Source organism: Psychrobacter sp. D2 (assembly GCF_013608135.1).
In the GTDB taxonomy this organism is placed as follows: domain Bacteria; phylum Pseudomonadota; class Gammaproteobacteria; order Pseudomonadales; family Moraxellaceae; genus Psychrobacter; species Psychrobacter cryohalolentis.
On record NZ_JACDXZ010000005.1, the window covers coordinates 44,275 to 70,289 of the forward strand.

The following is a 26,015-nucleotide window of genomic DNA, read 5'->3' on the forward strand; positions in this document are numbered from 1 at the left end:
AATCTATTTTGCCAAAACCTCGCTATAGTGAAAAAGCTTGATCATTAGGATAGATGATAAGCCAGATAAAGCGCGCGCTGAAGGGTAAGGATAAATGGTCATATAGACCGGTATATTCTCTTATTTCTCTTATATAAATGCGCTTCTTCTGACCCAAATTTCTCGACAAGGAGTCTTTCATGAGCAACGCTCACCCCTCTATAGATCCTATTACCTTGTCTGTCGTACGTGGTGCCCTAGAAACGGCGCAGCGTGAGATGACAACCACCTTAGAAAAAACCGCCCGTTCGAGTGTCTTTAACTTAGCCCATGACTATAGCAATGCGCTGTTTGATCATTTGCCTGAGATGATTTTGCAAGGGCAAGATATTCCCATTCATTTAGGCTCACTCATGCCCGCCATGAAAGCCGTCGCCGAATATTATGGTGATGACATTCATGAAGGCGACGTCATTTATCATAACGATCCTGTGATGATGGGCAGCCATATCCTAGATTGCTGTATGTATAAGCCGGTATTTTATAAAGGTGAGCTGGTCTTTTGGACAGTCTGTAAAGGTCATGTCACTGATATCGGTGGCCCTGTACCAGCAGGATATAACCCTGACGCCAAAGAGATATATGCCGAAGGCTTACGCATTCCGCCCATTAAGATTTGGGAAAAAGGCGTCAGACGTCGTGATGTGATTAACCTCATACACAGTAATATGCGTTCACGCCGTAATCAAGAAGGCGATCTCAATGCTCAATATGGGGCGTGTGCCGTCGGCGAGCGTAATATGATTGCGCTGCTAGACAAATACGGTGTTGAAACAGTACGCGGTGCGATTGAAGAGCTAAAAAACATGGCTGACCACCATATGCGCTCATTAATCTCCTCTATCCCAGATGGCGATTATCATGGCGAGGCGGTGTTAGAAGACTCAGGTCATGGCTTGGGTGATATGACCATCAGCGCTGATATCGTTATCAAAGACAGCGACGTGCATATTAAAATCACCAGTCCGCCGCAAGTCCCTTACTTTATCAACTCTTATGCTGGTAACTCGATGTCAGGGGTATTACTTGGGCTGATGATGTTTGCCCAAGTAGAGCCGCCGTATAACGAAGGCTTATATCGCTGTGTGACCGTTGATTTGGGCGAGCATGGCACCTTATGTAATGCCAAAGAACCGGCGCCGCATGTCAACTGTACGACCACGCCGATGGAAACTTTAACTGATGCGGTACGTATGGCATTTGAAGCAGCAGCACCTGAGCGCGTTACCGCCTCTTGGGGACATTCATCAGGGATTAATATCGCTGGTATCGACCCAAAGACTGGCGAGCAATACGTCACCATGATTTTGGCGTCTATTATTTCAGGCGCAGGTGCCACCCAGCAAATGGATGGCTGGCATGCTTGTGGGCGATTGAGCTGCTTTGGGGCGCTAAGCTCGGGAGATATTGAGCTGTTAGAGTACCAGTATCCTATCTTAATTCATAAGTATGGCTTGGCAGAAGACAGTGGCGGCGCTGGCGAGTACCGCGGCGGTTGTGGTACGGTTTGGGAAGTTGAGCCATTAGACCATACCATGACGGTTATTGCCTTTGGCGAAGGTCGTCAGCATCCTACTATGGGCGCCGGCGGTGCGGAACAAATCTCACCTGAGCTCAAAGTTGGGCGTCTAGAGATACTACATAAAGACGGACAAACGGACTTATATAGAAAAAACACCGTTACGGAAATCACGCCGGGTGAACGCGCGCGCAATACCAATCCGGGTGGTGGCGGCTACGGCAGCTCATTTGATCGCGATATTCAAGCGGTCATCAAGGATGTAAAAGAAAGGATTATCTCAATCTCTGCGGCAAAGATTGAATACGGCGTGGTAATTGACCCAGAAACTCTAGCGTTCAATAAAGCTGAGACTGAGTACTTACGCCGCCAGATAACCGCATAAAACACACATTGAACTTTCATGATTGAGTTAAGGATGACTTATGAACAACGATTTTCGTATTGGCGTTGATGCTGGCGGGACTTTTACAGATTTTGTCTTGGCAGAAAAAACCGGTGACATTCATCTGTTTAAAGCTCCATCGACCCCAGAGGATGGCACCTTAGCCATTGCCAATGGTTTACAGCAAATTGCCAACAAATTTAACCGTCCTATCGAGGACATCATTCAAGCCTGCGATTTGTGTATTAATGGTACGACGGTTGCACTGAACGCACTGATTCAGATGACGGGCGTGAAAGTGGGCTTGCTATGTACCAAAGGGCATGAAGACAGTATCGAGATACGCTTAGGGCACAAAGAAGAAGGGCATCGCTATGATGCCAGTTACCCGCCAGCGCCGCAGATTGCTACGCGTGACCGCCGCTTTCCTATCCGTGGTCGTATCTTGGCAGACGGCACCGAACACGAGCCGTTACATGAGCAAGATATCCTCGATGCGATTGAAGTGTTAAAACAGCAAGACGTGCAAGCGGTTGCCATCTCTTTTGTGTGGTCTATCCGCAATACTCAGCATGAACAGCGTGCCAAAGAGCTGATTGAGCAGCATATGCCGGGGGTGTTTGTCTGCTGCGGTAGTGAAGTATATCCGCAGATTAAGGAATATACGCGTACCTCAACGACACTGGTTAATGCCTATTTGAGCCCGGTTATGGCGTCTTATGTACATAAGATTGATGATTACTTTAAGGCACTCGGCGCTGAGCAGCCCGTTCGTTACTTTCAGTCAAATGGCGGGCTTGCGGTCGGTAACATCATGCGCGAACGCGCGGTTAATGCCATCAACTCAGGACCCGCATCAGCACCGCAAGCCGGTTTATATATTGCCAGCGCCTTTGGTATTGATAATATTATTACCGTCGATATGGGTGGTACGTCTTTTGACATCACCATGGCCAAATCTGGCCGAACCAGCCTAAACCGTGATATTGATTTTTTACGCAATCGTATTGGTGTACCGATGATTCATGTCGAAACGCTGGGCGCAGGTGGCGGCTCTATTGGTCATGTAAATAATTTTGGTATGTTGGAGGTCGGTCCACAAAGTGCTGGCGCGACCCCAGGTCCTGCCTCTTATGGTAAAGGCGGTGAGTTGCCAACGGTGACCGATGCCAATCTGGTTTTAGGCTATCTTGAGCCGGATGCGGTGCTTGGCGGCTGTGTTACCTTGGATAAAGACAAAGCGCTACAAGCGGTACAAAAACATATCGCCGATCCACTAAAGATTGACTTGGCACATGCAGCCTTTGGTATCAGTGCCATCGTCAACCAGAATATGGCAAACGGTATTCGCCGTATTACCATTGAAAAAGGCTATGACCCTCGCGACTTTGCGCTTATCTGTGCCGGCGGTGCTGCTGGCATGCATATTGTCGACTTGGCAGAAGAGATGGGTATTGGCACTATTTTGATACCAAAGATTGCCTCTTGTCTCTGCGCCTTTGGTCAAATCATCTCTGATATCAAATATAATTATCTGGCCACGAAAATGATGATTATTGCGCCAGATTCAGAGCTACAGTCACTCAATGCCACCTTACATGAGCTAGAAAGTTTGGGCGTGCAAAAGCTGCTAGAAGATGGCTTTGCAGAAGATGATATCATCATCGAGCGCACTATGGAGATGCGCTACGTCGGGCAGGTGCATGAGTGTAACGTACTGATACCGAATGGTAAGCTCGATGCTGATAGTGTCAACACCATCTTAGAGTTGTTCCATCATCGCCATCGTGAGCTTTATACCTATGATGAGCGTGATAGTCACGTCGAGCTGGTCAACATTGAAGTGTCGGTAATTGGTAAGATCAGTAAGCCAAAGCTACCGAGCCTTGTGCCGCAGCAAGGGGATATCAGTAATGCTAAAACGGGTAGCCGCGAGATGCTGTTTGATCAGTCCTATGACTGGATTGATACGCCTATCTATGACGGTGAGAAATTCGGTGCTGGTGCATTGGTCACAGGCCCTGCGCTTATCCAAGAGCCAACCACTACTGTGGTCATTAAAAATGGCTGGCAAGCAGAGCTGCATGAGACTGGGACTTATAAGCTGACGCGAGCAGCATAAAGCAAGTCTATAAAAGCAGGTTATAAAGAAAAACTAACTCAAGGATTTAGGCATTAAAGAGCACTTAATGCCTAAATCCTTTTTTATTTTATGATATACAAGAGGATTATTGATGAATAACTGATAGGATATCAGTACAGTTGTATACCATATATTGAGTGTTCAAGGATGAATGCAAATCAAAAGCCAAATCGTTATCAAAATACCTCTCATCAAACCTTACATTTGCAGGCAGGTCAGACAAACGACATCGCTGCACATGATTTATCAATGAATAAAAATCTTCTAAGCCCCTCAGGGTTAGAGATGCCAGCAACGGATCGCATACAAACCTTAGGTGCCTTCGATTGGCAACATACCATCAATGAGACTTACTTTGATCTTGATGTCAGTTTTCGGCAACCGAATAAGTTTTCTGGTTTTTTGCAACATGCTAAGCTTCTAGAGATAGGTGTTTCGCACTATCATGCTAATACTGTGCACTATAATCGCGGCAGACATAGCTCTGGCTATATTGATGACAGTATTTTAATGACTTTTCCTATGACAGGCGACGTTCGTTTTACCCAAAAAGGACGGCAGCTGACCTCTAAACTCGATCAATTCTTTATTGAACTGTCCAGCTTACCTTATGAGTTTTATCATCTGCACGAAGCATCACTGTATGTGATTAAAGTGCCGCTCGCATTACTTACGCTGCAAATGGGTGCCATAGAGCGGCAGTTTACACGCAGCTTAACTGTTGATGAAGGTGCTGGCAGGTTGCTAGTATTTCAAATTGGTCAAATACTGGCGCTTATTCATAACAATCAGCTGGGTGATTTAGAGATAAAAATCCTAGAGCAGCAGCTGCTTAACCTTATTGTATTGACATTGAGTACCCCGAAAGAGGTAATGATGAGTACCAGCTCATCCATACAGTCGGTGCATCTAAAGCGCATCGAGCATTACGTCTATCTGCACCTAGAAAACCCCGCTTTAACCCCAGCGATGGTCGCTGCTACTTGTCATATATCGGTCAGATACTTGCATAAACTGTTTGCTGAGTTGCCCTATAGTTTTTCGGAATGGGTAAAAGAGCTACGTTTAAAGCAGGCCAACCATATTTTAAAAACCAAAAGTTACGTAACCATCGATGAAGTGGCGCATAGAGTCGATTATGGTGACCAAGGTTACTTTGCACGCATTTATAAGCAGCATTTCGGTTATACGCCGCGAGATACTCCAGGTACAGGATAGTCATTGTTATGTACTCTGTCATGCAGTCGCTGTATGATTTATGAATTGAGCATAAGCGCGTATATTAAGTTAAGGAAAAACCAAGATGACTGATGCGACGAATGATAAAACAGCAAAAGTAGAGATTTATGAAAGCGCTGATGGAGAGGCGCAGGTAGACGTTCGCTTCGAGCAAGAGACTGTTTGGCTCACGCAAGCACAAATGACCGAGTTGTTTGGTCGTGACCAGTCAGTGATTTCACGTCATATTGCCAATGCTATAAACGATGAAGAGATTGCTGAAAAAAGCAATATGCAAAAAATGCATATTGCAAATTCTGATCGCCCTGTGACTTTTTATGACTTAGATGTGGTTATCTCAGTAGGCTATCGCATCAAGTCCCCTCAAGGTGTGCAGTTTAGACGCTGGGCAACCCAGCGCCTACGTGAATACTTGGTCCAAGGCTATACGCTCAATCAAGAGCGCTTTGATAAAAACTCAAGCGAGCTACAACAAGCATTAAATTTGATCAGAAAAACCGCGCAAAGTCCCGAGCTTAAAACCGATGAAGGTCGCGGCTTGGTTGAGATTATCAGCCGTTATACACAGACATTCTTATGGTTACAGCGCTATGATGAAGGTTTGCTTGATAATCCTGCAGGAGAAGATGGCGGTATCTTACCCAGTCCGACTGAGGCAATGGCAGCACTGACGGATTTGAAAGCGCAGCTGATAGCAAGGGGCGAGGCGACTGAGTTATTTGCCAAGCCTCGCGGTGATGGGTTGGACAGCGTATTGGGTAATTTAGAGCAGACGGTGTTTGGCGAGCCTGCATACCCGACCATCGAGAGTAAAGCGGCGCATCTGCTGTACTTTATGGTCAAAAATCATCCTTTTACCGATGGCAATAAACGCAGCGGCGCTTTTTTGTTTGTAGATTTTCTGCATCGTAATAATCGACTGCTCAATGATAAAGGTGACATGGTTATTAATAACACGGGGCTTGCCGCATTAACGTTATTGGTCGCTGAATCTGACCCCAACCAAAAAGAAACCTTGATTAAACTGATTATGAATATGTTGTCGTTAGAATCTTGATAAATAGGCTTATTGTCAGCACCACTTAACCCCATAAAACGCATAACGCCAATAATAAAAAGTACAGTCTAACGACAAAACTAAAGGAAATTCAATATGTTTAGCATGATAAAAGACTGGCGCGAGCAGCGTATCTTAGATAACAGCGAGTTTACCCGTGGTGACTGGCTGCAAGCGGCTCAGCGTATTGTCATACTTGATAGGTTGAACGAAGAGGAGCTAACACGTCTCTTTGAGCTGGCGACGTTGTTTTTGGCGGATAAGTCAATTACTGGCGCGCAGGGTTTTGAGATTACCGATGCGGTTAGGCAGTCTATCGCCTTACAAGCTTGCCTGCCTATTTTAAACCTAAGCCTTGAATGGTACGCTGGCTGGTCGGCCATTATTATTTATCCGGGTTCTTACAAAAGCGAAACCACCACCGTGGATGAGTTGGGGGTTGTCCATGAGGGCAGTCAGCACCGTAGCGGCGAAGCGTGGCTGCGTGGTCCTGTTATTCTGTCATGGAAGGATGCTAAACACTCAGGCGAGCGCGATGGTCACAACGTGGTCATTCATGAGTTTGTGCATAAACTTGATATGCTAAATGGTCGTGCTAATGGCTTTCCGCCGCTGCAACCGGATATGGATCCTGCGCGCTGGACTGAAATTATGACGCGAGATTTTGAGGATTTTCAAAGCCATCATAAATCAGGTCTCGACCGTTATGGCGCGACCAATCCTGCGGAATTTTTCGCGGTACTGAGTGAAGTATTTTTTGAGACGCCGCAAAAGCTGATTGATGCTTATCCTGATATTTACGAGATAATGGTGAAGTTTTTTCGGCAATCGCCACTTGAGCCAAGACCGTAAGATTTATGTATATCAAAAAGTAAATATATAATAGTTGAAGTAAACAAAAAGGGCGGTGCACCATAAACGATGCATTGCCCTAATATCATAAAATATTTCTAATGAATCAAACGCTTAATCTTTTTATTACACTGTCCATCTATCGTTGACGATACCAATCAAGTAGCGTTTCCCTTGATAGTCATCAAATACTAAGCGCATACCACGCCAATCCATACCATCATATTCAGCTGTCCCTTTATAATGAAAATCTACCACATCTGATTTTGGATAAGCCTCATTGACGTTATTAACCATATTGCCGCGAGATTCAAACTCGTTGATAGTTATACGCGCATTATTATATTTTTTAGCATCAATCCAAGTTCTTAGATATTCTGGTAGTGGTACCACCAATGCCTCGCCAGTACCGTCTTTTTCGCCCCAAGTGAAACGAATTTTTGATTGTTGTAAATACTGAGCATACTGCTCGCGGCTAAAGACTTTATCCGTATCAGTCCTTACGTAGGCATACATCGAAAAACGTACGCCACGAGTTGGGTGAATATCATCTGTGATTCTAGAAAAATCATTATTGGCAAGAGCGCGCTGGATACGCAGTGCTTGCTGTTTGAGCGTTTGCTGGCTCATATCTGAGACTATAGGTACAGATGGGTTGCCAGTTGATTGATTTGGAGTGCTGGCGTTGGATTCAGCAGAAGATTGGCACCCTGTGATTGCTAGCACTAAACCAAAACCCGCCGCGGTTGATAGCTTATAAAGATAAGACTGAAAAATGTTAGAACGAGTAGATGGCATCATAACAATATCCTTATCGCAGCTTATTTAAGTCATTCTAAAACACATACTAGATCCAATGTATATTTACCAATCAATAGTACTAATAACGCATCAAAGTTTATAATGGTGCTGTGTAAACAATGTTTTTTAATAAACTCGATAGACACAATTAAGCAGTAAAGTAGTAGTTTATATGTGATTTAATGAATATAACACTTAAAACGTCATATTTCATGGAGGGTGCCATGCAAAAAATGATATTTTCTATAATGATGCTCACAATAGGGTTTTCTGCTATCACGGCTACTGCTAATCTAACGCAGCCGTTACAGACAGCTTTTGCCATGAAAATCGATACTGTCGTTAAGATGTACCAGCAGGATATGAATAATGAAGGAATGGATAACCCAGTGGTATTACAACAATATGCCAATCCGGATCTGAAGGCTGCCATGCAGCGTGAGCAAGATTACTTTGCTAAAGCGAAAACATCCTGTCATGTGGGTTATGATGTCTTGTGGAATTCTCAAGATCCTGATTATGCACAAGACAAGCAATTTTCAGTGACAACCAGAGGCTTGGTCCAAGTCAGCTTAGCGCATGGCCATGATGTTTATTATGAATTGTCCTGTGATAATTCTGCGTGCCAAGTGGCGGATGTAATCTTAGATGAGGATGGAACATCTTTACGAGCGCATTTGCTTAAAAACTGTCCTTAATTAGAAACCAATATATCGACATCAAATAACTGCTGATAGAAATCAATGGGATGATTAGCAAATAGCATTATACAAAATATGATGTGCCCAAATTATAAAACCGTTGGTTTGTTTTCGCATAATGTATATTATGTTAAACTAAGGCTACCGTACAATAACTTCATGGAATCATGATTAGATAGTAAATTGTTAGTAAGTTTGGTTGATGATCGATTAATTCTCATACGTACTGCCTATTCATAAAATCATCTTCATCAACACTAATACATTTACTAGCTAAGCTGTCTTAAGAAATGTACAGAACTATCACTGATCCTATTGTATTTGTAATCGAGCTTAACGTATTAAACCATGTCGCTAGTTAAACTGTTTGATAAACTTGTTCTACTCATCATTGTTAAGTTTACTATTTTCATACGGCACAATAATCCCTCTGAATAATCTGTCATTCCTAATCATCACCTAATAACCAAATTACTCATCAATCGATTGTTGGTAGCTTAGCCGACTTCCTCATTAATGCGAATGTGCTTGAACTACGTTAGGTACAGAAGTATTCGCCACCAAGTGACAATCAGCTCAAAGTAAAAGCAATAACCCTTCTGGATGCCTATTACTCTATATCATTGATAAGAACGTATACGAGCTCTGAACCGCCCCGACTATATCGGAGGTTGATTTACTTGAGTAAGGCAGCTTCATCTAACAGATTAAGATTATCATAATATAGCTTTCCAAATTCAAAAAGTGATACATAACCAATTCTGCTATACAGTAAGGAATTCAAAGCAGAAGCTGTCAAAAAGATGGCAGATAATAGCGGTAACTTTAGTGTGATTGCTTGGCAGTTAGGAATAGCGATGCAAACGCTATCCAATTGGCAGAACAAAGATAATGAAGGCAAGTTTATTTGTACAGAACAATATGACCCTGAGCTTATGGCAGGTATTCAGGAAATAAAGCAGCTCAAGCGTCAGCTTAAAGTAGCTGAAGAGGAACGAGATATCCTAAAAAAGGCGACGGCGTACTTTGCAAAGTACAGCCAATCAGGTACGTCTTTATCAAAGATAATCAACAGATATTTTACATCACCACTATGTGCCGCGTGTTAAATGTTAAGCCATCAAGCTTTACGACTGGATAAATCGTGATATTAGTGAGCAACAGATACATCGTAAACAGTCTGAGCTACTGGTTAGAGCCGCTCACAGTGAAAATCGCGAGCGTTATGGTGCTGATCGACTGCACGCAAAGCTGATAGAGCATGGGCACAATATTAGCCTGTATATGGTCAGAAGAATTAAAGAAGAACATGGCATTAAATGCCGTCGCCATAAATGTTTCAAAGTCACCACGGACTCCGATCACAATAAGCTTGTCTATCCAAACATACTAAATCAGCAATTGGATGCTAAGCGACCTAATGAATCGTGGGTCAGTGATATTACTTATATCTGGACCAATAAGGGCTGGTTGTATTTAGCTGGAGTCAAAGATTTATACACCAAAGAGCTGGTCGGCTACGCCATTAATAAGCGCATGACAGCAGATTTAGTACGCAAAGCATTGAATATGGCCATCAAGAATAAACGTCCAAGCCAAGGATTGATTGTGCACTCTGACAGAGGCAGCCAGTATTGCAGTCATGCCTATCACAAAACCATCAAGCATCATTTCAAAGGCTCAATGAGGGGTAAAGGCAACTGTTTCGACAACGCACCCATAGAGAGCTTCTGGGGTGTATTAAAGAATGAGTTGATATATCATCAGGACTATAAGACCAGATTTGCCGCCATTACCGATATCATTAAATATATCGAGTTGTACTACAACCAAACGAGAATTCAAAAGGGTTTAGGCTATAAATCGCCAAAACAGGTGTGGTTTGATTATTATCGTCAGGCTGCGTAACTAAAATCTCCCAAGTTTAGTTATACGGATTTGACGGCAGGGGTCAATGTTTGGCATGGTTCTTAGCCAGTTGTGAATGTATTGGTTATTGTAAAATCCTTTGCTACTTTTGCAAGAGGTCTACTCTCTGCATAAACTTGTCTAAAAGCTATCTAAGAGCGGACTTAACGCTATTGACTACATAGCGTTAAGAGGCGGACTTATAATTTTTTCTTAGCTGATATTGTAGATATTGGGGTCTGTGCAATACATAATTACTGTAATAGACTTAAGAAAAAGACAAGAGTTACCTACTGCGTCTTCATTGCCACAGGTTCCAACAATCTTAGTGCTAAATCTGAAATGATCTGATGACCACGCGGTGTCGGATGGAAAGAGTCAGACCATAGCCAAGTTTGTGCTGCATCAGATGTCGCCAAAGTATCCTGCGTACAAAAGACGCCTGAACTGGTCGGTTTTGTATTAACGCATGCCGATTTACTTACATTCACCAAGCCATACTTACTAGGGTTAGCAATAGCATCATTCATAGGCTTCCACATATCCATATAAATTACGTCGGGTAAATCGGCGACGCCATTTTTAAGGATCTGGTTAAAACGTTTAGTCCAGTCAGTTATTTGCTGTGCACTCACCGGTGTGGAACAGTTGGTAGCTTGGTACGCTGCATTAAGATATTGGGTCGCGAAAGGGGTGTTGCTCCAATCGGCAGCAGCACCAACTAATACAAGAGACGCATTATTGTTTACTATCCTCTTAATGTTGTCTAGCTGAGCATTTGCAGCGGCTATAATTTGTTCGTCGGCAATAAGCAATGTTGTGTTCCCAGTGCCAAGACCATTGTCATCGGTACCGAAGCATAAAGCACTGAACTGAGCATATGTGTCATTGGTACCACCATCGACAACGACGAGCTCATTATCAGAAAATTTGCCCTTGGCAGCAATATAGTTTGCTATTTGCTGCTTTACTGGAGCGACCAGTTGATTATTACCAACACCACTTTGACTTGGGAGCATTACTACGCGGGCACCGGATTCAGCATAACCATTACCACCAAGCACCATAGCTGTGCCGACCTGTGTGGTGGCACCAGAGCTTGCGTCCTTATCCATTGTTAGTGAACGATTAGGCTTTAAGCTCAATCCGTAATGCGTAGCAAGGTTCTCAACCCAAACATTCCCAGGGTTGACTGTTGCCTTTCCAGGGTTAGCTGAGCTGCCTGTAGCTGTTTTATATGTGCCAACATCATTGAAACTATCGCCGAATACAGTAATGGACTTTACTGCCATACGGTCCTTGGTATCAACTACTATGTTATTAGACTGGATTGATAGACGGTTATTACTACTACAGCCGATCAAGCTAGCCGCCAAAACGCTTATCGTGAACACATGCCAAATATTACCGCTGAACTTTCTCATAAACTATTCCCTGTTTATATGCTCTCAAAATGGAGCCTTCATCATCATGATGATTTATCCGCATTGTCTATACTGGAGACTAAAGTCATCAGAGCAATAGTCAAATATTAAACTCTCTAAAATTATAGATGCTGATATATCACATAAATTTAATACTTAAAATGCGACTATTCACCTCAATGCAAAAATAACCTCTATCAGGTTTGCGTAGCAATGTCGCGCTGCTTTGCAGTAGCTGAGATATTACCGTTATTACCTGCTCTCTTCTTGACGGCTTCGGCTGTAAATTTTGCGCTATATATTCTTACTTTCTTGGTCATGATAAACTCCGATTAATACGCTTAGTTTACCAAGTTTATCTCTACGGTTTCTTCAGCATAGCTCAAGTAATCTGCCGCTTAAAAAATTATGATTTTTATTTAGATAGGTGAATAACCTGTCCATTTTCATCCAATGCCCTTGGCTGTGACTGTTTGATACCAGAAGCACATACCTCAGGAATCTGGTCAGATGGCACATCACCAAAGTCTTTAACCATCCATCTCATCCATCCAATAATCATTACCATCATAATAAAGACAATAGGAACGCCCGTTATAATTGCACTTGTTTTTATCGTATCTAAATTAGCTCCGATAAAAATCATGGTCAACGGCACTAAAGCCAACATGACACACCAGAAAAGACGGTTTACTGGATGCGGCTCTTCATTCTCTTGTAGTTTTGGCGTTGCAGTAGAAGCCATTGTGAATGCCGCACCATCTAAAGTAGTAGCAAGGAATAAAACAGAGATGGCACAAAATAAAATCATAAATCCACTACTGAATGGTAGCGTTTGTAGTACTGATATAATGGCAGCATTATCTTGACCTGCGCCTAGCATCCCTACAACATCAACCAGTCCCGCTAAATGCCGCTCGATAGTCAAACTACCAATGATACCGAAAAATAAGAAACAACCTGCACTACCACTAACTAAAGTATTGATAATCACTGATCGCAGGGTTCTGCCTTTTGAAACTTTCGCAATGAAAATTCCTGTGAAGGGCGCATAAGTGATCCAATACAACCAATAAAATATGGTCCACGATTGAGGGAATCCAGTTTTACCAATGGGATCTGTAAATAAGCTCATTTGTACAAAGTTCTGAATCATAAGACCAAGAGAGTTTGTAGTATTAGCAATAATAAAAGTGGTCGGTCCTAATACTAAAATCCCTACACATAAGACTAATGCTAATTTTGTGGTGAGATTTGCAATATTCGACATACCTTTTTGCAAACCCACATAAGAGCTTAGTGAATACACAATAGAGATGATAAGGATCAATACAATATTCATTGTAAATGTTGGCTCTATACCCAGTACATTGCTCAACACATTATTTACGAGCGGTACAGAAACACCTAAAGTAATACTTAAACCACCAAAGCAAATAAATATGAATATGACATCAATAATGCGGCCAAAAACACCATTTTGTTTAATTCCGGTAATAGAACTAACGATCGCACTTAAACTGAGACCGGTATTTTTTCTAACATATAAATGATAGCAGATGGGAAGTCCTACTAGGGCGTAAAGCGTCCATGCACTGACGCCCCAATGGAACATATTGTATGGTAATGACATCTCAAAAGCTTTTTGAGAATTTGCTTCAATACCAAGACCTGGCGTTTGAATGTAGTAAGCCCACTCTATAAATGCCCAGTAAACAGTTGCTGATCCAAGCCCACAAGCGATCATCATTGAGACCCACTTGAAATTTGAATACTCAGGCTGCTCATTACCTAAGCGAATTCTGCCATATTTACTGGTTGCAACAAAGGTAAGCAGCAAGACGCCTAGGAAAGTGAATAGCAGTACAACCGATCCAAACCATGTCGTCAGCTTTCCAAAAATAAGACTAGCAACAGTCTGTGATTGCTCTGGTTGAAGATACAAAGCGCCCACGACAATCACGACTAACGCGATACTTACTGATATTAATAATTTATCTACCTTTCTACTCATGACGACACCCAATTCCTTTTAGGTTTTTATTCATAACCCAGTTGATGGTTTTAAATTTTATATAGCTCTAATATTGTTTCATCGATTTCAACACCGAGTCCGATGGTATCTGGAACCTTCACATGCCCATCTTCTAACGGAATTACATTCTTAACCAATGACGTGAATAGTGGGCTAGAGCTCTGTGAATACTCAATCAAATCGCCATATTTTGTCGCCGCTAAAAACTGTACTGTAGCTGCCAACAGAATTCCTGTGCTAAACCCATGTGGAACCATTTTGACGCCATTCATTTCAGCGATATCATTGATAATGCGTAACTCACTTATGCCTCCACAACGGGTGATGTCAGGCTGGATAATATCCGGCTGAGCTTGTTTTATGAAATCATCAAACTCATAGCGTGTCGTTAGTGACTCTCCACCAGCAATCTTGGTCACAGCAAGTTTTGCTAACCTCAGATAACTCTTCATATCATCGGCTAATACAGGTTCCTCTATCCAATTTAGGTTAAACGACTTCAGCTTTTGGAACATACCTGCTGAATGACTATAACTTCCCCATTTAGAAGCTAAATCAATTTGCAACTCAAAATCATCGCCTAATTCTTCACGCACAGCTTTAACCAATGCATAATCGGTAACTGGATCATCGCCTAAGATTCCACCGCCAAATTTCAGACTGGTAAACCCTTTTTCTTTTAGTTTTCTAGCGATTACTTTATTATCGTCAATGTTTTCAACAGGTATAAAGGTTCCATATGCACGAATTTTTTCACGGTACTTGCCCCCTAATAATGTATGAATAGGGACTTGGTAATACTGAGAAGCGATGTCCCATAATGCAATATCAATCGCACTCATCGCATGAATACCTGCACCTCGTCTACCTAAGTAGTTAGAGGCCCAATACATTTTGTCCCAGAGCTTTTGAATTTCTAAAGGATTTTCACCCAACAATAACTCTCTTAATCCCGTACAATATAAGTTTGAGCTTGGCGCTTCGATGACTGCCTTTGCTACTAATGGAGACGTATCACTTTCACCAATCCCAATGAAACCTTTATCGGTAATTACTCGAACAATAAATGCATCTTCGCCCCACTCACAGACTTCATCTAGTGGTGGAACACGAAGTGTAATAACTTCTATATCTACAATTTTCACGTGTGAACATCCTTATTTATAAACTCTACTGAGGCATTGGATAGCATTGCTTTTTAATAAAAAAAACCATCTACTCTAAAGTGAACTCTGTCCACCCTGTCGAGTCTAGAGCTAATCTAAAGTGACTCGACTTTTCAATTAATGTCCAATCCATTTCAATACCTAATCCATTACCCTTTGGAGCATGTACATATCCATCTTGGTCAGTTCTAATCGTAGTAAATGTACCAAACTCTAATGGTTCTACGGGAACTGCTTGCTCAAAATATGTGCTGTTGTTATAAGCCAGCATCAGATGTAGGTTGGCAGCTTGCGATAAGGTATAGCCCCAAGACTGCAGCTCAACGGTCATGGAGTTGGCTTCTGCAATACCCATTATCTTTTGAGTCTGGGTGATGCCGCCAGCTAGCGTGGCATCGACACGGACACTTGACCAACCCTCATTTTGGATACCGTGTTTTATTTGATGTAAATGAAGTAAGGTATTGCCAGCCGCTAAAATTGGAATATCAACACGAGATTTTAGCTCTCTATAGCCGTCTAAGTCGGTGTCAGGTAACGGCGCTTCAAACCAAAGGTAATCATGCTTTTCTAGTATCTTTGCCGCTTTGAAGGCCTCTTCTCTGCTATAAGTACTCTCTACGTCCATCATAAACTTTAGACCAGAGTCCTTAAATGCATCATCAATCGCTGCTACCAAAGCCATATCTTTTTCAAATATGCACCACGTGTGGAATTTAATAATCTTATAACCTTGGTTTTTTAAGTCTTTAACGTGTTCAATATAATCTTGAATACTGGGTAAAAACGGCGTACTGGCATAAGATAAAATTTTGCTCTTAGCACCACCAAGCATTTGGTATAGTGGCAGGTTTGCGTACTTAGCCACTAAATCCCATAATGCAATATCTATCGGTGACAATGCTTGCGGCTTCATTTGCACACAGCGAATGGCCATTAAAGAGTAAAGCTCTTCTCTTTGCAGCGCCGACTTGCCGATCAGAAATGGCAGCAAATGACGGATAGACTCTGCCAAACTTTTATCGATACCGCCTTCTGTCCAAGAAATCGCAGCACCGAATCCTTCATAACCATCCGTTGTCCGTATTTTGACAATGGTATTGGTGATAACCAAATCAGAATAATGAGAAGAGGTTTTGTATTTGGCATCCGGTCCTGCGACGACAAACACATCTATTTTGTCAATTTCAAGTGTCATAAACATCCTTGTTTGCTTTACGGTTTAAACGGTTTTCTGAACGTACTTATCAAATGAGCTTACTGTTAATCTAGTAAATAAACGTCTGGAATATTTGTGTCTACGATATGACCTCTTAATGCAGCGACTGCTTCATCCAGAGAACTGCCATTTACTAAAATATTTACCAATTCCTCATGTTCTGTGAGCCATTTTTTCAACGTTCCAGATCGACTGTTTTGATATAAAAAATGAAGGCGGATTCTATTTACAATACTCTCCCAAATCCGAATGACATTCTCTAATCCAGATGACTGTACTATCAACCCATGCAGTTGAATATCCAGCTCAATGAAAGTTGATAAATCTTCATAAAAGATGGCTTTTCTCATATCTTCGAGAATGTTACTGAATTGTGATTTTGTATCCTCACCCCAAGTTGAAAACCCTTTTTTCAATGAAAAGGTCTCAATTTGAAGACGCATAGGAATCAAAATCTCAAGAACCTCTTCTTGTGAGATAGTCGTCACCTTCGTGTCTTTATAAGGCTCTGAAATAAGTAAGCCTTCTAACTCAAGTAACAGTACAGCCTCTCTTACAGAGGTGCGGCTAACGCCCAAGCTTTCAGAAACTTGAGTTTCAGTAATCTTTTCACCTTGTACCAACTTGCCTTCAAAAATCATCTTTTTAATTTCTTCTGCAATTTGATGCTTTAAAGAACTCTTGGAAAACTTACCAGACATGCTAAACCACCTATTTATCAATATTGTCTACTTGTATGATTGTCGACAATCTGTTTGAGTAAAATATACTAATTAGTCTTAGTTGTAAAGACCTTCCTAAAATATTGGATTTACTCAGCTCTAGATCGTGAGAAAGTACTGTAGATATCTTTAGATTTTATACATTAGAGATGTAATAAGACGCCTGAATACAACCGCAAGAAAATTGGGTGCTTGGAGATGAACTATTTCAGTTCTATTCCAAGCCCCCGATTTTTTGTTAAATATGATTTGAGTAGATGTTTTCTATCAATTTTTGACGGGTATTAAGAAGTATTTTTCTATGTCAGAGGAATCTAAATCCTCCAACTTGCTAGGAACCCAGTTAGGAGAGCCGTCTTTATCGACTAGAACTGCACGAACGCCTTCGTAGAAGTCTGCAGTGCCCATAAAGTGAATGGCCATATTCTTTTCCATTTCAAGACATTCATCAAGCGACTTGCCTATACCATTTATTAGTTGTTGCAACGTTACTTTAAGGGAGGTAGGTGATTTCGAAAGAAGGTTAAGTACTTCTTGAGCTGCCCACCCATCCCCTTTGAGGGCTTCACCATGAAGAGATTCTATTATTTCTTCTACAGTTTCATACTGAAAGTGACGATCTATCTCTTTTTGAAGATTTTTTAGCAGTGAAGTTTCTATTACACTTGTACTATTTGATTTAATTGCTGCATTTAGCTGTTGATGAATTAAGTCAGGTGACCATTTTCTTTCTAACCATTTTTCCTGAATAGCCTCCCATTCACTACTTTCCATATAATAATCGGCTGCACCAATATAGATAGTGTCATTAGCTTTGATGACACGTGCAGTCAAAGCAAGGTATCGACCTACATATCCAGGTAATTGATTTAAAAAAAAGCTTGCCCCAACATCTGGAAAAAACCCAATGTTCATTTCAGGCATTGCCCATTTTGTCCTTTCTGTAACAATTCGGTGAGAGGCCCCAACTGAGAGACCAACACCGCCTCCCATAACGATACCGTTCATATAGACCACAATAGGTTTAGCATAGTGATGTATAAGCGCATCTAGATGATATTCTGTTGCAAAAAAATCTTCTGCATAAGATACAACGTCTTCATCTTTCAAATCATAGAATTTGCGCATATCTCCTCCTGCGCATAAGCCTTTCTCCCCTTCCCCATGGATACAAACGAACATTATATTAGAGTCATTTCTCCATTTCTCTAAAGCTTCTGTCATTAATGCCACTACTTCAAGATTAATAGAATTTAAAACCTTAGGTCGGTTTATTTTTATCCAACCAATACCATTCTTCACTTCTGTCATAACTACCATTTATATTACCACCTTAATTATTTATTTTAGGATCTTAAAATTAAAAACCCTTTTATAATAGAAAGAACAGCTTAATACTATTCATATTCATCACAAAAGGGCTTTCATCAGTAATAATTAGTATCTAGTCGTTTATTATGCTTAAGCTTTTAGAGGATATTAGTTATATTTATCATTTTAGCTAACTCAGGCTTTAAATACTGGCTTACGTTTTTCAATAAAGGCATTAACACCTTCCATCATATCTTCAGTTGTGAATAATTGTGCCCATTGTTCTGACTCGATTTTCAACCCTTCCTCTAGTGTTGTCGCCATACCTTCATTAACAGCTGTGATGGTAGCTTTTATTGATTGTGAGCTTTTATTAAGAGCGATAGATTCTGCTAGTTTTTTAGTTTCGTTCATTAAGTCTACAAGGGGTACTGACTTATTGACCAAACCTATTTTTTCAGCTTCCTCTCCACTTAAGAACTGGCCAGTTAATATTAATTCTAATGCTTTTGCTTTATTAGTTATACGTGGAAGCCTTTGAGTGCCCCCAAATCCAGGTATCAAACCTAAGTTTAGCTCCGGTTGACCTAGTTTGGCTTCATTCGCTGCAATCCGTAGATGACAACTCATTGCCAACTCTAAGCCTCCACCTAGACAAGCACCATTAATGGCTGCAATGACCAGCTTTTTAGACGATTCAATAGTAGTCATAACTGCTTGTGCATTTTGAGACAGCATCTTGCCTTTTTCTTGATCATTAAAAGCTTCAGTAAACTCTTTTATATCCGCTCCTGCTACGAACATCTTCCCTTTACCTGTAATAACAATCGCCTTTACACTTTGATCTTTTTCGACATGCGCAAAACATTCAGATAGCCCTTTTATCGTCGAAGTGCCTAAGGTATTAGCTGGTGGACAATCAATAGTTATGTATCCAACCCCATTTTCTACACTTAGCTCAATATTTGTAAACTCTTTATTTTCCATTAGTCTATTTGCTCCATTTTGATGATTTTATATAGCACATTGCTAGTGGTTATTAATTGTAGATATGCTAATACCTGTAAAAATAGTAAGCATTCATTTATATTTGAACTCTAATAAATTAAAAAATTTAAACATCGTAATTAAGAATTTAGCTGACTTTATGAGTGTATTATCTTTATCTACGCTCGTCAATAAAAATCTGACCGGACAGAATAATTTTCTTATCTTTATCATAGCTAAGCAAGCAGGACTCATATTTCAGTCACTTATCTGCTGATTTGGATAGCTAAAGACGATTGATCACTGCGCTAATTGACGCAGATGTCTGTCTAACAATTTATGCATTTTTAATACATCATATATCGATAGCTTCAATATTAAATTAGATAGTAGTCATTGCTGAGGTTGACCAAGAATAATTTGCGCGCTGTTCCATGACAATCTCCAAATCTCTTTACTAATCATAAGATATTAATGCTATTATTTTAAGCAAAGTGCACTGTCGTCAATCATTGGATTGCAAGATATGAGCAGATTTTTTAGCAACGTACTCGATACCCTGTATCAACTAGAGTAGAGTATTCAGCTATTTGATAAGGTTATGCGAGTATAAAAATGGTAGGTAAATTTAGTGACTAAAAGAGCAGAAGAAAGAAGAAAGCAGGTGTTACTTGCAACGCTTAAAGCAATTAATGATAAAGGGTTTAGCGAAGTTACTCTTCAAGATATTGCAGATTACACTGACTTTAGTAAAGGTGTCATCAGTTATTACTTTAAAAACAAAGAAGATGTTTTTTATCATTTACTTGAATGGATGACCGATCGCATTTTCCAAAATGAGTATATTGCTATTCAAAAAGAAGACACGGCTATTGATATGATCCGTGCTTATGTTGACACTGTGTTTAAGAGCCCTAAGGATAACAAAGTGTTTTACAGTGTCTATCTCGAATTTTTGGCTCAAACAAAAAAAAATGAGAGCTTTCGTGAAGTAAACAATGCCTTTTATAAAAACTGTTGGTTCATAGGAAGCGAGATTATAGAAAAAGGCAAGTCAGAAGGCATATTTACCACTGTAAATGTTGAAAGCGGTAGTCATATGATTCGTGCTTTAATCGATGGATGTCTTTTACAGTGGTTGATGCGAGATGATGACACGTTACATAGCTACTATCGTGACAATTGCTTTGAAGCCATTATCACTTATTTAAGTAATAAAGAGGAAATCATAAAGACAACTAAACTATAATTTTTTCATTTTTCAAATGAGAAAAGACCTGCTATGACATTACTTACAGTCGTAGCAGGTCTTTTCTTATGAACAGAAACAATGATGTGGCACTACTGAGAAAGATGAAGTTACTATTTTCCCTTTAAAAAAGCACCTAAACCTTCCTCACGAATTATTCGACCTGCCTCTGCAAACTCTTGCTCTTGACTTAAAAAGAACATGGAGATTGCCGTTTCAATGTTGTAGTCAAGTGACTGCTTCAAGTTCATCATCTCATATGTCTTATTAATCGTCATTTTTGTTATTTTAAGTGCAGAAGGTGATATTTGTACCATTTTTTCTGCCATTTTTATCGCTTCTTCCATTAATTGATCTTGTGGAACAACTTTATTAAAAATTCCCAGGCGATGACCTTCTTCTGCATCAATGGAATCTCCTGTGTAAAGCAGCTCTTTTGTCTTTCTCAAACCCACAATCCATGGCATCATCAATGTAGCTGGAGCTGCACCAAACCGGATCTCTGGTTCTCCAATAATGGCCTTATCAGAGGCAATCGCTAGATCTACAGAGAAAACCCAATCTGCTGCTACTCCGTATGCATAACCATCTACTGCAGCAATAACAGGTTTTTTCAGATCCCATAATTTTAATCCTACTCGTAAAAAACTTTCTAACTGAGCACGATATACTTCTGATGGCTCATCCCCAATTGGAGATGGTAAGTCCATAGACTCTCTAAGATCACCCCCTGCAGAGAAATTACCTCCAGATCCTGTGAGTATGACTACTCTTACATTTGAGTCTTTTTCTGCTTGATCCAATGCTTCCCATATATCCACTGTCATTTGTTCTGTTACTGCATTTAATTTTTTAGGTCGATTTAAAGAAATCGTAGCTATATTGTTAGCAACTTCGTATAAGATTGTTTGATATTCTTTCATATTACTTATCCCTTAAAGCTTTAAGTTTAGGTTTTAACTCTATTTATTAGCGTCCAGAAAAAGTCCTTAAATCATCTGATCTAAGCAGCTGGTTTTTGCCGTTCTTCAAGTGAATCTACCTCAGCTAATTTAATAGGATCGTCCTGCAGATCCTGATTAAAGTGTTCGCCAGTTTTTAGCATCTTCATTAAGGCAACAACCAATAGCATTATCACAAATATAAAGGGTATAGCGGTCAAAATAGAAGCCGTTTGTAGGGTTTTAAGATCACCGCCCAATACCATCAAAGTACCTGGTAATATAAACAAGGTTAGTGCCCAGAACAGTCGATTCCATTTAGCAGGTTCTTCATTTAAGCCAAGTGTAGGGGTAGTTGACGAAGCCATCATGTAAGCAGCTGAGTCAAAGGTAGTCGCTAAGAATATTAAGGCTATAAAACTAAATACAATTACTACTACTGACCCCAGTGGGAGTGTTCCAATGACTTCCATGATTGTAGCAGGTGCCCCTATCTGCTCTAGTAATCCAGTAACAGACAACTCTTTTGTCAATTCTAGGTGCATAGCGTAATTTCCTAGGATTGAAAAATAAGCAGCACATCCTAAAGTACCCCATGCTATTCCACCCAAAATGACTTGCCGAATGGTTCTTCCTCTAGAGATCTTAGCGATAAACAAGCCCATAAATGGAGTATAAACAATCCACCACGCCCAATAAAATACAGTCCAACTCTCTACAAAACCTGAACCGCTCACTGGATCCGTATACAAATTCCAACGAACGAAATTAGTAAATAACAATCCAACACTATTTGTTCCCATCTTCAAAATAAATTCGGTCGGGCCGACTAATAGAACGTAAGTCAACAGTATGACCGAGCAAATAATTGCTAAGTCACTTAATAGCTTCAGTCCACGTTTCAATCCAGAATAAGCGCTCCAAGTAAACAGAGCCGTACAGAGTACTAATACAAATACAGTCATTGAAGTTGAAGATTCTATACCCGTAATCTTACTTATTCCTGCAGCGACCAATGGTGTGCCTAAGCCTAAAGAAGTACCAGCTGCACCCAAAATACCAAACATAAATATGATATCAATTACTTTGCCTAGTACACCATCTGAATGTTTTCCAATCACAATACGGCAAATCTCGCTCAACCTTAAGACCGGTACTTTTAGAATATAGTAAGAGTAGGCAATGGGTAGAGATGGTAGGACAAAGAATGCCCAAGCCGATGGTCCCCAATGAAAAATACCGTATGCCGCTGCTATTTCAGCAGCATCTGTTGATTTTGGTTCGATACCGTATGGTGGCGCTGTAAAATAATACGCCCACTCAATAGTACCCCAATATACCAACCCAGAAGCGACACCTGCACAGAAAACCATCGCCCCCCAACTAAAATTTGAAAACTCAGGCTTTTCGTCTTTTGTGCCGAACTTAATCTTTCCGTGTTCGCTAAAAAACAAATAGGTTAAAAATGCAAATCCGCCCATTCCAGCCCACAAAAACACCATTCCAAAATTTGAAGTCACAAAACTATTTGCTTGACTAACCAGCTCACCTCCTTTTTCTGGGTATAAAACCAAAGGCAGACAGATGGCAACAATCAAAACAAATGTAGAGATGAAGATGAACCAGTCAATTTTATTCTCTTTCAATTTAATTACTCCTTCCTTAGAGTTAACTATCCTTTAAATCCTTGAATTAATCTAATCAACAGATAAATTTCATATAGTGAATTCAGTATTAAAACGATACAGTAAGACTGAGATGAATTTTACGCAGCCTCTGTCAGCGTAGTCACAGCATGCCAGAAAAATTTATACCAGTACTGCGTTGGAATATAACGTATCTGTTTTATTTAGAATTGACTATATAATGTATAAACGCTTGCTACACCAGCTCACTACATTTTTTGACATCGGCCTCTTCGGCATCAGCCTCTTTGGCAGCTGTCGTTTTTACTGAGGCCAAGACATCAAGTGCTACCACTCCTTTTACCCGAACCGATAAAGGATTTATTTCGAATTCCACGATCTCTTCGTACTTCTCCATAGCGGTCTCACCCATCTGTACGATGGAAGCAGTGAGGGCTTCTAAGTCTAATGCTGGGTTGCCTCTATAACCTTCAATACTTTTCCAGAGCATAGGAATGCTTTTAACCATTTGCTCCGCCTTTTTGTGAGTGATCGGAGGAACCGCTAGCACCACTTCATTGAACAATTCAGTATAAATACCACCCAATCCAAATATCACCACCGGACCATAATTCATATCGGTTCTGTATGCCAGAATGGTTTCAAAGCCATCTGTAACCATCTCTTGAATCAAATAATAAGGAGAGTTTAAGTGTTCCATTTTCCCCCACGCTTTCTTCAGTTTAGCGGCACTCTTGATATTCAAGGCCACACCGCCAACATCGGTTTTATGGGCCAATCCTTGCGCTTTTAGCACTACTGGATAGCCAATTGACTCAGCATAATCCACTCCTTCTTGTAGAGATGTGACTACTTGTTCTCTTGGAGATACAAACCCACTCTCATCTAATAGCTTGCGTCCTTCATTATCATGAAGAAGCTTCAATCCTTTTTGTATGGATAAATCCTCTACCGAATATATCGGCGTATGATTGTTCTTTTCTAAAAACTCTTTATATTTAAACAGTGCTCGACAAGCCACTAGTGCATTGCGACTGCCTTGTATGACTGCAATACCAGCTTCATCTAAAATCGACTCTACCCTAGGATCAAACTCGGTTTGAATATGACTAAAATATAAAAATGGTTTATCAGAATTTCCCCGTAAACTGGCAAGGTCTTTGGCCGGTATACTGGTAAAGTCAAACTCATGATCGCCTTGACCAATAGGTGCATCGATGGCTACGGTTATGATTCCAATATCAGCATCCTTTACTATGCTGGATAGGCAGATATTTGATACTTCAGAAAAATCTTTACTGCTTTTTCCCCAAATATCTAAAGGATTGGACAGCCCACCCAACTCAGGTAATTTGCTTGCTATCTCATAATTGGTTACTGCAGAAAAATCCGGAAAATCGACACCATAGTCTTCAGCTAAATCGAGCAATATTCCGGCCTGTCCGCCTGATACTGTCAATGCAGCCACTGTATTAACAGTAGGTAAATACGGCTGTGAGAGTAACAGCGCAACTGCTACTGCCTGGTCAATGTCTTCAACGAAAAGCACCCCATGTCCTTCAAGAAACAACTTTTCAATTTCGTAGTCTCCCGCTAGTGCCCCTGAATGCGCATTTGCTACGGCTGCAGACTTTATAGTTCTACCGACCTTTATGGCTATTACTGGCTTTTTATTCTTACTGCATAAATCAAGGGCTCTTAGAAAACTCAAATGATTGCGGATCGCCTCGATATATAAAATAATTACAGACGTTTCAGGATCTTCTGCTAGTAAGTTCAAATAATCATGCATTTGCACGTCTGCTTCATTGCCAGTGGAATAGATTTTACTAATTCCTAGCTTGGACGCAATGAAGGCATCATTGACCGAGCCACTTTGCGAAATAATAGAAACCGGTCCCTTTTTGATAGGGCGCAATGGCCTATGTAACGTACCTATATATGGCGTGAATTGAGCATGCATATTAAGATAACCCATACAATTAGGCCCCACTATTCGCATACCTGAATCCGCAGCTCTTTCTAGAATAGCGTTCTGTATATTTTGGCCCTCAACCCCACTTTCTCCATAGCCTCCACCAGGTATGACCAGCACTTTGGCATTTATTTTACTTGCATTACTAGCCACTTGAATCATTAGTTGTGGATTTACTAGTCCAACCACAACATCGATTGTATCTTCAATTTCTAAAAGTGATTGATAGCATCGTACACCGTCGATATTTTCATATCTTGGATTCACCAGATAAATAGTTCCTGTAAAATCCATTTTGTCTAGGTTTTCCAAGAGTACACGAGTAGCAAAACGATAATTAGCACCAACTATGGCAATAGTTTGTGCTTTCTTTGCCAAAATTTTTAGATTTTCCTTTTTCATAGCTATGCCTCTCTCAATCATTTTTAAAAATCCGTTTTTATGTTTGAAATTACCAGTGTATATAGTTTGTATCTTTATCGTATACTCAATTATCTGACCAGTCAATATAATTTCTATTGAATAAGACCAAATAGTTATACATTAATTTCCCAACTTTTCATAACCCAATTATAGTTATTCCATGTTGGCTTCTTTAAAGGTAATACTCCTAAAAATAAGCGTATTTAGAAGTAAAAATTAAAATATGAACAGTACTTTGCCTCATGAGATGAGTAATGTAAATGTACTGCTCAT

The 26,015-nt window shown here is 40.5% G+C and carries 18 protein-coding genes and 2 pseudogenes; 8 read left to right on the plus strand and 12 right to left on the minus strand.

Annotated elements, in window-relative coordinates; genetic code table 11:
• The first annotated feature begins 179 nt into the window (after positions 1–179).
• The 5 genes from H0262_RS08085 to H0262_RS08105 all read left to right on the plus strand — a co-directional run bounded on the left by H0262_RS08085 (position 180) and on the right by H0262_RS08105 (position 7,234).
• Positions 180–1,943, plus strand: a complete 1,764-nt coding sequence (locus H0262_RS08085) for a hydantoinase B/oxoprolinase family protein (protein WP_181210383.1) — start codon at positions 180–182, stop codon at positions 1,941–1,943.
• A gap of 40 nt (positions 1,944–1,983) precedes the next feature.
• Complete coding sequence (locus H0262_RS08090; RefSeq protein ID WP_181210384.1) at positions 1,984–4,065, plus strand: hydantoinase/oxoprolinase family protein; 2,082 nt, start codon at positions 1,984–1,986, stop codon at positions 4,063–4,065.
• A 168-nt stretch (positions 4,066–4,233) separates the two neighbouring features.
• The gene (locus tag H0262_RS08095; protein WP_181210385.1) at positions 4,234–5,304 is read left to right on the plus strand and encodes an AraC family transcriptional regulator; all 1,071 of its coding nucleotides are present in this window, start codon (positions 4,234–4,236) and stop codon (positions 5,302–5,304) included.
• An 85-nt stretch (positions 5,305–5,389) separates the two neighbouring features.
• Positions 5,390–6,382 carry a RhuM family protein gene (rhuM, locus tag H0262_RS08100; protein ID WP_181210386.1) on the plus strand — a complete coding sequence of 331 codons (993 nt, stop codon included), beginning with the start codon at positions 5,390–5,392 and terminating at the stop codon, positions 6,380–6,382.
• A 96-nt stretch (positions 6,383–6,478) separates the two neighbouring features.
• Positions 6,479–7,234: a zinc-dependent peptidase gene (locus tag H0262_RS08105; RefSeq protein WP_181210387.1), complete on the plus strand. Its 756-nt coding sequence runs from the start codon at positions 6,479–6,481 to the stop codon at positions 7,232–7,234.
• A 126-nt stretch (positions 7,235–7,360) separates the two neighbouring features.
• On the opposite strand, the gene H0262_RS08110 is transcribed toward H0262_RS08105, so the two are convergent.
• On the minus strand, positions 7,361–8,035 hold the full coding sequence (locus H0262_RS08110; RefSeq protein ID WP_181210388.1) for a hypothetical protein: 675 nt from the start codon (positions 8,033–8,035) through the stop codon (positions 7,361–7,363).
• A gap of 224 nt (positions 8,036–8,259) precedes the next feature.
• Here H0262_RS08110 and H0262_RS08115 point away from each other — a divergent pair, with 224 nt between their 5' ends.
• Together H0262_RS08115 and H0262_RS08120 are read left to right on the plus strand one after the other, a co-directional pair.
• Complete coding sequence (locus H0262_RS08115; RefSeq protein WP_181210389.1) at positions 8,260–8,733, plus strand: hypothetical protein; 474 nt, start codon at positions 8,260–8,262, stop codon at positions 8,731–8,733.
• An 806-nt stretch (positions 8,734–9,539) separates the two neighbouring features.
• Positions 9,540–10,644 (plus strand): annotated as a pseudogene (locus tag H0262_RS08120) (IS3 family transposase).
• Positions 10,645–10,934: 290 nt separating this feature from the next.
• Here the strand turns inward: H0262_RS08120 and H0262_RS08125 are convergent.
• From H0262_RS08125 to H0262_RS08160, 8 genes and pseudogenes are all read right to left on the minus strand, one after another.
• Positions 10,935–12,068 (minus strand): SGNH/GDSL hydrolase family protein, encoded by a 1,134-nt coding sequence (locus H0262_RS08125; protein WP_181210390.1) that lies wholly within the window; start codon positions 12,066–12,068, stop codon positions 10,935–10,937.
• A 200-nt stretch (positions 12,069–12,268) separates the two neighbouring features.
• A pseudogene (locus H0262_RS08130) lies at positions 12,269–12,388 on the minus strand (IS3 family transposase); the annotation flags it as partial.
• Between the two features lie 95 nt (positions 12,389–12,483).
• Positions 12,484–14,082, minus strand: a complete 1,599-nt coding sequence (locus tag H0262_RS08135; RefSeq protein ID WP_181210391.1) for a BCCT family transporter — start codon at positions 14,080–14,082, stop codon at positions 12,484–12,486.
• A gap of 50 nt (positions 14,083–14,132) precedes the next feature.
• On the minus strand, positions 14,133–15,248 hold the full coding sequence (locus H0262_RS08140; RefSeq protein ID WP_181210392.1) for a mandelate racemase/muconate lactonizing enzyme family protein: 1,116 nt from the start codon (positions 15,246–15,248) through the stop codon (positions 14,133–14,135).
• A 70-nt stretch (positions 15,249–15,318) separates the two neighbouring features.
• Positions 15,319–16,467, minus strand: a complete 1,149-nt coding sequence (locus H0262_RS08145; protein WP_181210393.1) for a mandelate racemase/muconate lactonizing enzyme family protein — start codon at positions 16,465–16,467, stop codon at positions 15,319–15,321.
• Positions 16,468–16,532: 65 nt separating this feature from the next.
• Positions 16,533–17,189 carry a GntR family transcriptional regulator gene (locus tag H0262_RS08150; RefSeq protein WP_181210394.1) on the minus strand — a complete coding sequence of 219 codons (657 nt, stop codon included), beginning with the start codon at positions 17,187–17,189 and terminating at the stop codon, positions 16,533–16,535.
• A 288-nt stretch (positions 17,190–17,477) separates the two neighbouring features.
• Positions 17,478–18,530 carry an enoyl-CoA hydratase/isomerase family protein gene (locus H0262_RS08155; protein ID WP_181210395.1) on the minus strand — a complete coding sequence of 351 codons (1,053 nt, stop codon included), beginning with the start codon at positions 18,528–18,530 and terminating at the stop codon, positions 17,478–17,480.
• A 186-nt stretch (positions 18,531–18,716) separates the two neighbouring features.
• Complete coding sequence (locus H0262_RS08160; protein ID WP_181210396.1) at positions 18,717–19,508, minus strand: enoyl-CoA hydratase-related protein; 792 nt, start codon at positions 19,506–19,508, stop codon at positions 18,717–18,719.
• Positions 19,509–20,139: 631 nt separating this feature from the next.
• Here H0262_RS08160 and H0262_RS13240 point away from each other — a divergent pair.
• Entirely contained in the window at positions 20,140–20,757 is a 618-nt protein-coding gene (locus H0262_RS13240) for a TetR/AcrR family transcriptional regulator (protein ID WP_181210397.1), read from the plus strand.
• Between the two features lie 113 nt (positions 20,758–20,870).
• Here H0262_RS13240 and H0262_RS08170 read toward each other — a convergent pair whose 3' ends face one another.
• The 3 genes from H0262_RS08170 to H0262_RS08180 all read right to left on the minus strand — a co-directional run bounded on the left by H0262_RS08170 (position 20,871) and on the right by H0262_RS08180 (position 25,721).
• The gene (locus tag H0262_RS08170; protein WP_181210398.1) at positions 20,871–21,680 is read right to left on the minus strand and encodes an enoyl-CoA hydratase/isomerase family protein; all 810 of its coding nucleotides are present in this window, start codon (positions 21,678–21,680) and stop codon (positions 20,871–20,873) included.
• 80 nt (positions 21,681–21,760) lie between these two features.
• Positions 21,761–23,344 (minus strand): BCCT family transporter, encoded by a 1,584-nt coding sequence (locus H0262_RS08175; protein WP_181210399.1) that lies wholly within the window; start codon positions 23,342–23,344, stop codon positions 21,761–21,763.
• A gap of 235 nt (positions 23,345–23,579) precedes the next feature.
• Positions 23,580–25,721, minus strand: a complete 2,142-nt coding sequence (locus tag H0262_RS08180) for an acetate--CoA ligase family protein (RefSeq protein ID WP_181210400.1) — start codon at positions 25,719–25,721, stop codon at positions 23,580–23,582.
• Positions 25,722–26,015: the final 294 nt, after the last annotated feature.

What these genes read in the sequence shown, in the direction of transcription:
- H0262_RS08160 (WP_181210396.1), bottom strand. Translation starts at nt 19,508, where the DNA reads ATGGAAAATAAAGAGTTTACAAATATTGAGCTAAGTGTAGAAAATGGG.
- H0262_RS08110 (WP_181210388.1), bottom strand. Translation starts at nt 8,035, where the DNA reads ATGATGCCATCTACTCGTTCTAACATTTTTCAGTCTTATCTTTATAAG.
- H0262_RS08150 (WP_181210394.1), bottom strand. Translation starts at nt 17,189, where the DNA reads ATGTCTGGTAAGTTTTCCAAGAGTTCTTTAAAGCATCAAATTGCAGAA.
- H0262_RS08135 (WP_181210391.1), bottom strand. Translation starts at nt 14,082, where the DNA reads ATGAGTAGAAAGGTAGATAAATTATTAATATCAGTAAGTATCGCGTTA.
- H0262_RS08180 (WP_181210400.1), bottom strand. Translation starts at nt 25,721, where the DNA reads ATGAAAAAGGAAAATCTAAAAATTTTGGCAAAGAAAGCACAAACTATT.
- rhuM (WP_181210386.1), top strand. Translation starts at nt 5,390, where the DNA reads ATGACTGATGCGACGAATGATAAAACAGCAAAAGTAGAGATTTATGAA.
- H0262_RS08145 (WP_181210393.1), bottom strand. Translation starts at nt 16,467, where the DNA reads ATGACACTTGAAATTGACAAAATAGATGTGTTTGTCGTCGCAGGACCG.
- H0262_RS08155 (WP_181210395.1), bottom strand. Translation starts at nt 18,530, where the DNA reads ATGGTAGTTATGACAGAAGTGAAGAATGGTATTGGTTGGATAAAAATA.
- H0262_RS08170 (WP_181210398.1), bottom strand. Translation starts at nt 21,680, where the DNA reads ATGAAAGAATATCAAACAATCTTATACGAAGTTGCTAACAATATAGCT.
- H0262_RS08125 (WP_181210390.1), bottom strand. Translation starts at nt 12,068, where the DNA reads ATGAGAAAGTTCAGCGGTAATATTTGGCATGTGTTCACGATAAGCGTT.
- H0262_RS08105 (WP_181210387.1), top strand. Translation starts at nt 6,479, where the DNA reads ATGTTTAGCATGATAAAAGACTGGCGCGAGCAGCGTATCTTAGATAAC.
- H0262_RS08085 (WP_181210383.1), top strand. Translation starts at nt 180, where the DNA reads ATGAGCAACGCTCACCCCTCTATAGATCCTATTACCTTGTCTGTCGTA.
- H0262_RS08115 (WP_181210389.1), top strand. Translation starts at nt 8,260, where the DNA reads ATGCAAAAAATGATATTTTCTATAATGATGCTCACAATAGGGTTTTCT.
- H0262_RS08090 (WP_181210384.1), top strand. Translation starts at nt 1,984, where the DNA reads ATGAACAACGATTTTCGTATTGGCGTTGATGCTGGCGGGACTTTTACA.
- H0262_RS08095 (WP_181210385.1), top strand. Translation starts at nt 4,234, where the DNA reads ATGAATGCAAATCAAAAGCCAAATCGTTATCAAAATACCTCTCATCAA.